The organism is Variovorax sp. P1_G12 (genome assembly GCF_056405555.1).
In genome coordinates this window covers 112,048-118,310 of the sequence record NZ_JBFUBW010000026.1, presented here as the reverse complement: position 1 = coordinate 118,310, position 6,263 = coordinate 112,048, and the positions used below count along the sequence as shown (strand labels likewise).

At 68.7% G+C, this 6,263-nt stretch carries 7 protein-coding genes; all 7 read right to left on the bottom strand.

The window, feature by feature from the left end; all coding sequences use genetic code 11:
• Positions 1-856, bottom strand: an 856-nt coding sequence (locus AC1D2O_RS26420; protein WP_478158163.1) for an NAD(P) transhydrogenase subunit alpha, incomplete at its 3' end; no start/stop codon positions are given.
• Between the two features lie 50 nt (positions 857-906).
• Positions 907-1,944: an L-idonate 5-dehydrogenase gene (locus AC1D2O_RS26415; RefSeq protein WP_478089266.1), complete on the bottom strand. Its 1,038-nt coding sequence runs from the start codon at positions 1,942-1,944 to the stop codon at positions 907-909.
• A gap of 8 nt (positions 1,945-1,952) precedes the next feature.
• Positions 1,953-2,726: a glucose 1-dehydrogenase gene (locus AC1D2O_RS26410; protein ID WP_478089265.1), complete on the bottom strand. Its 774-nt coding sequence runs from the start codon at positions 2,724-2,726 to the stop codon at positions 1,953-1,955.
• 13 nt (positions 2,727-2,739) lie between these two features.
• Positions 2,740-3,255, bottom strand: a complete 516-nt coding sequence (locus AC1D2O_RS26405; protein ID WP_478089264.1) for a gluconokinase — start codon at positions 3,253-3,255, stop codon at positions 2,740-2,742.
• Complete coding sequence (locus AC1D2O_RS26400) at positions 3,252-4,256, bottom strand: 2-hydroxyacid dehydrogenase (RefSeq protein WP_478089263.1); 1,005 nt, start codon at positions 4,254-4,256, stop codon at positions 3,252-3,254. Before AC1D2O_RS26400 ends, AC1D2O_RS26405 begins: the two co-directional genes overlap by 4 nt.
• 36 nt (positions 4,257-4,292) lie before the next feature.
• Positions 4,293-4,964, bottom strand: coding sequence for an RraA family protein (locus AC1D2O_RS26395; protein ID WP_478089262.1), 672 nt, complete (start codon positions 4,962-4,964; stop codon positions 4,293-4,295).
• Positions 4,965-5,011: 47 nt separating this feature from the next.
• Positions 5,012-6,220, bottom strand: a complete 1,209-nt coding sequence (locus AC1D2O_RS26390; RefSeq protein WP_478089261.1) for an aspartate transaminase — start codon at positions 6,218-6,220, stop codon at positions 5,012-5,014.
• Positions 6,221-6,263 lie beyond the last annotated feature (43 nt).

The following is a 6,263-nucleotide window of genomic DNA, read 5'->3' as shown; positions in this document are numbered from 1 at the left end:
CGATCACCGAGCCCGGCTTCATCGACTTGACCATGTCTTCGGTGATGAGCGTCGGCGCCGCGCGCCCCGGGATCAGCGCGGTGCTGATCACGATGTCGGCCAGCGCGACGCGCTTGGCGACCTCGACCTGCTGGCGCGCCAGCCAGCTCGCGGGCATCGGCTTGGCGTAGCCGCCGACGCCGACCGCCGCTTCCTTCTCCTCGTCGGTGTCGTAGGACACCTCGATGAACTTGCCGCCCAGCGACTCGATCTGCTCCTTGACCGAGGGCCGCACATCGGACGCCTCGATCACCGCGCCCAGGCGCTTGGCGGTCGCGATCGCCTGCAGGCCGGCCACGCCGACACCCAGGATCACCACCCGCGCGGCCTTCACGGTGCCCGCGGCGGTCATCAGCATCGGGAAGAAGCGCTGGTACTGGTCGGCCGCGATCATCACGGCCTTGTAGCCGGCGATGTTGGCCTGCGAGGAGAGCACGTCCATGCTCTGCGCGCGCGTGGTGCGCGGCGCGGCCTCCAGCGCGAAGGCCGTGAGGCCGGCGGCAGCCAGGCGCTGCAGCCCCGCCCCGTCGAAGGGGTTGAGCATGCCGATGACCACCGTGCCCGGCTTCATCAGCGCGCTCTCGCGCTCGTCCGGCGTGCGCACCTTGAGCACGATCTCGGCGCCGAACGCCCCCGCCGCATCCGTGATCTCCGCCCCCGCGGCCTGGTACGCCGCATCGGTCACGCTCGCAGCCACGCCCGCGCCCGCCTGCACACGCACCACATGGCCCTGCGCCACGAGCTTCTTCGCGGTCTCCGGGGTCACGGCAACTCGGGTTTCGCCTGGCACAGTCTCGGCCGGCACGCCTATTTGCATGATTGCTCTTTCTTTTCTGAGGTCTGCGCGCTCAAGCGCAGCGGAGGCTTTCAGTCGAAGTTCAGCAGCACCTTCATGGCCTGCGAGCGATCGGCCGCCAGCGCGAAGGCGCGCGCCGAGTCGCGGTACGAGAGCGTGGCCGAGATCAGCGGCTTGACATCGACCAGCCCCTTGTTGAGCAGCTCCACCGCCACCGCGAACTCCTCGTGGAAGCGGAAGGCGCCGCGCAGGTCGAACTCCTTGGCGACGATGGTGTTGATCGGCAGCTGAATCTCGCCGCCGGCCAGGCCCAGCTGCACGATGATGCCGCGCGGGCGCAGCACGTCGAAGGCGCCGACCAGCGCACGCGGGTTGCCGCTGGCCTCCAGCAGGACGTCGAAGCTGCCCTTGTCGGCCGAGAACCGCTTGAGGCCGTCGGGCTCCTCGGCGACGTTGATCACCTCGTCGGCGCCGACCTTCAAGGCCTTGTCGAGCGTGAGTGCGCCGACATCGGTGGCCACGATGTGCCCCGCGCCGGCCCGGCGTGCCGCGATGATCGCCAGCGCGCCGATCGGCCCGCAGCCCGTGACCAGCACCCGTCGGCCCAGCAACGGGCCGGCGCGCCGCACCGCGTGCAGCGCCACCGACAGCGGCTCGGCCATCGAGCCCTCGCCGTCGCTGATCGAATCCGCGAGCTTGTAGGCCTGGTGCGTCTCGACCACGATCTGCTGGCGGAAGGCGCCCTGCACGTGCGGGTTGCGCATCGCGCTGCCGTAGTAGCGCATGTCCAGGCAGTGGTTCTGCAGACCCTGCTGGCAGAAGCGGCAAAGGCCGCAGGGCCGGCTCGGGCTGATCGCGATGCGCTCGCCGGGCTGGAAGCCGGCGACGCCGGCGCCCACGGCCTCGATCACGCCGGCCACCTCGTGGCCGAGCACCATCGGCTGCTGGATGCGCACGGTGCCGAAGCCGCCGTGCTGGTAGTAGTGCAGGTCGGAGCCGCAGATGCCGCCGCAGCGCACGCGCACCTGCAACTGGCCGGGGCCGAGCGCGGCGGTTTCAATTTCCTCGACGCGCAGGTCGCCCGGTGCGTGAATGACAAGTGCTTCCATGGTCTTTCTCAGAGGGTTGCCGTCACGCCGCCATCCACGTAGAGGATGTGGCCGTTGACGAAGTTGGAGGCATCGCTCGACAGGAACACGGCGGCGCCGACCAGGTCTTCCACGTCGCCCCAGCGGCGCGAGGGCGTGCGCCCGACCAGCCACTGGGTGAACTCCTCGTTTTGAACCAGCGCTTCAGTCAGCTCGGTCTTGAAGTAGCCCGGTCCGAGGCCATTGACCTGGATGCCGTGCTGGCCCCAGTCGATGGCCATGCCCTTGGTGAGCATCTTCACCGCGCCTTTGCTGGCCGTGTAGGGCGCGATGCCCGGTCGGCCCAGTTCGCTCTGGACCGAGCAGATGTTGACGATCTTTCCGCGCTTGCGCCCGATCATGTGGCGCGCCACGGCCTGGCCCACTAGGAAGACGCTGTCGACATTGGTCTTCATGAGCTCGTGCCAGTCGGCCTCGGCAAACTGGTCGAGCGGTGCGCGGCGCTGCATGCCGGCGTTGTTGACCAGGATGTCGATGGCGCCGACTTCGGCTTCGATGCGTGCCACCGCGGCGGTCACGGCGTCGCCGGAGGTCACGTCGAAGGGGGCGGTCAGCACCTGCAGCCCCTCGCTGCGCAGCACCTCGGCTGCGGCTTCGAGCTTCGCGGCGTTGCGAGCGTTCAGGATCACGCGGGCACCGGCGCCGGCGAGGCCGCGCGCCAGCGCGAAACCGATGCCGGCACTGGAGCCGGTGATGAGTGCGGTGCGGCCGGTGAGGTCGAAACTCTTGAGGATGGGGGTCATGGTGGTTCCAGGTTCAGGAGGGTGCCGAAGAGTAAGGCGGAATCGCCAGCCAGCGCAGCACGGCTTCGCACTGCGCTGCCACCGGCTCGGCCGCCTCCACGCGCAGCACGCCGGGTTCGCCCTCCGGCGATTCGAGTGCCGCGAACTGGCTGTCGACCAGGCTGGTGGGAAAGAAGTGACTGGATCGTGACGCCACGCGCCGCTTCGCTTCGCCGATGTCGATGTGCACGTAGACAAAGCGCAACGTCGGCTCGGCAGCACGAAGGCGGTCCCGGTAGGCGCGCTTGAGGGCCGAGCAGCTCATCACCAGGCGGCCTTCGGCGTCCCTCAGCAACGCGCCCAGCGCGTCGAGCCAGGGAATGCGGTCCGCATCCATCAGCGGAACTCCGCGTTCCATCTTGTCCTGGCTGGAGGGCAGGTGATAGTCGTCGCCCTCGACCGCAGTGCAGTCCAGCGCGGCTGCGATGGCTCTGGCCACGGTCGTCTTGCCGCAGCCGGAGACACCCATGACCAGCAGCTTGACGGTCATCGCAGGCGGGCAGCCAGCACCTCGGGATTGACCGGCGTCGGCGGCTCGCCCGCTTGCGGCCCGGCGCCCAGTGCGGCGATCAGGTTGTCGATGGTGAGCGACGCCATGGCGCGCCGCGTCTGGATCGACGCGCTGCCGATGTGCGGCGTCAGCACGACGTTCGGCAGGCCGAGCAGGGCGGGATGGATGCGGGGCTCGCCCTCGAACACATCGAGGCCCGCCGCAGCGATCGTGCCGGCCCGGAGTGCGGATGCGAGCGCCGCGTCGTCGACGATGCCGCCGCGCGCGATGTTCGTCAGTGTCGCCGTCGGCTTCATCCGTTTCAGCTCTTCGGCGCCGATCGCGTGATGTGACGCCGCGGAGTAGGGCAGCACCAGCACGAGATGATCGGCTTCGCGCAGCAAGGTCGCCTTGTCGACGTAGCGGGCGCCGCTTTCGCCTTCGGCCTCGGCAGTCAGCGGTGAACGGTTGTGGTAGATCACCCGCATGCCGAAACCGAGCGAGCCGCGGCGTGCGACAGCGCGGCCGATGCGGCCCATGCCCAGGATGCCGAGCGTCGCGCCGTGCACGTCGCTGCCCGCGAACATGTCGAAGATGCCGGTCTTGGTCCAGTCGCCCTGGCGCACGAAGCGCTCCGACTCGCCGATGCGTCGGGCGGTGGCCATCATCAGCGCGAAGCCGAAGTCGGCCGTCGTCTCGGTGAGCACGTCGGGCGTGTTGGTGACCAGCACGCCGCGCGAGGTGCAGGCCTCGACATCCACGTTGTTATAGCCCACGCCCACGTTGCACACGGCCTTCACCGTGGGGCAGGCGTCGAGCAGGGCGGCGTCGATGCGTTCGCTTCCGTGGCTCATCACGCCTTGCTTGCCTCGCAGGCGACGTCGGAGCTCGTCCGGGTCCCAGATGGCGTCGTTCGGGTTGTCTTCGACGCTGAAATGTTCGCGCAGCCGCTGAGCGATGTCGGGGAACGTGGCGCGGGTGATGAGGACGGATGGAGTCATCGTTGTCTCTGTCTTCTTCTATCGAGGGAAGGCGGGTCAGTTGGGGCAGCGCGCTTCGAGGGCGTCGAGGAAGCTGCGGTCCCAACGGCCTTCCTTCATGGCGCGAATCGTCTCGGCTTCGGTGGCCAGGTGCGCCCGGGCCTTCTCGATGAGCCATTCGGCATCGTTCGGCGAGAACGCCATCAGCCCGTCCTGGTCGCCGACCACGACGTCGCCAGGGTTCACCAGCATGCCGCCCACCGACACCGGGACATTGATCTCCCCGGGGCCGTCCTTGTAGGGCCCGCGGTGATTCACGCCGCGTGCATAGACCGGGAAGTCGCGCGCGCGGATCTCGGCCACGTCCCGGATGGCGCCATCGAGCACGACGCCCACGGTGCCGATGGTGGCGGCGTAGAAGGACAGGATGCCGCCGATCACCGCATTGGCCAGATCGCCGTCGGCGTCGATCACGATCACGTCGCCGGGGCGGCAGAACTCGAAGGCGCGCAGCAGCGTGAGGTTGTCGCCGCCGCGCGACTTGATCGTGACGGCCGTGCCGGCCATGGTCCCCGGCCCCGGACGGTGATAGGGGTTCAGGCCGACGCTGCCGATGTTGCGGTGCATGTTGTCGCTCAGCGCGGCGACCGGGATGTCGCGCAGCGCGGCGATGTGCGCCGGGTTCACTGGCGGCGCGGACGGATTCTTGCGGATGCCCTTGAATTGCATGGATGTCTCCGGTTCGGTGATGGGGGTGCGATACGGCCGGTCGCTGCTCAACGCAGTTCGGCGACCGCGCGGGCGATGCGCGCGCACCCCTCCTCGAGGATGTCGATCGAGGTCGCAATGGAGAGCCGGAAGTAGGGCGAGAGGCCGTAGGCCGTGCCCGCGACCATCGCCACGCCTTCGCTTTCCAGCAGGTACATCACGACGTCGCCGTCCTCGGCGAGGACCTTGCCGGAGGGCGTGGTCTTGCCGATCAGGCCGCTGCAATTGACGTACAGATAGAAGGCGCCGGGTGGCGTGGCGCAGCTCAGGCCGGGGATCGCGTTGATGAGGGCCAGCGTGCGGTCGCGGCGCTGTTTGTAGACGGCGACGCTCTCGGCGACGAAGGACTGGTCGCCGTTCATCGCGGCGGCGGCAGCAGCCTGGCTGATCGAGCAGCAGTTGCCGGCGGATTGCGACAGCAGCGTATCCAGCGCACGGACCATGTCCGCCGGCCCGGCCACGTAGCCGATCCGCCAGCCGGTCATCGCGTAGGTCTTCGAGACGCCGTTCACGACCAGCGTGCGATCGCGCAGCTCGGGTGCCACGGCGAGGATGTGCGGCGTCTTCTGGCCGTCGAAGCGGATGTGCTCGTAGATGTCGTCGGTCATCACCATGACCTGCGGGTGGCGTGCCAGCACCTCCGCAAGCGCCCGGTATTCGTCGGCGGTATAGGCGGCGCCGGTCGGGTTGCTCGGCGAATTGATCAGCAGCCAGCGCGTGCGCGGCGTGATGGCCGCCTCGAGCTGCGCGGGCGTCAACTTGAAGCCGTTGGTCTCGGGGCAGGCGACGATCACCGGCTTGCCGTCGCAGGCCAGCACCATGTCGGGGTAGGACACCCAGTAGGGTGCGGGCACGATGACTTCGTCGCCCGACTCCAGCGTGATCGCGAAGGCGTTGTAGATCGCGCTCTTGGCGCCGTTGGTGGCGATGATCTCGTTCATCGCATAGCGGAGGCCGTTTTCTCGCTGGAGCTTGCCGATGATGGCTTCGCGCAACTCGACCGTTCCGGCCATCAGGGTGTAGCGGGTGGCGCCCTTGTCCATCGCCGCGGCGGCGGCCTGGCGGATGTGCAGGGGGGTGTCGAAGTCGGGCTCGCCGACGACGAGGTTCACGATGGACTTGCCCTGGCGGCGCAGCTCGTTGGCGCGGTCGGCGGCCGAGGTGCTGGGCGAAGGCTTGATGCGGCGGACGCGCTCTGCGATGCGGGAGGTGGTCATGACTTCCTGGAGTGGGATGGCAGGACCGTACGGTACGCAGATC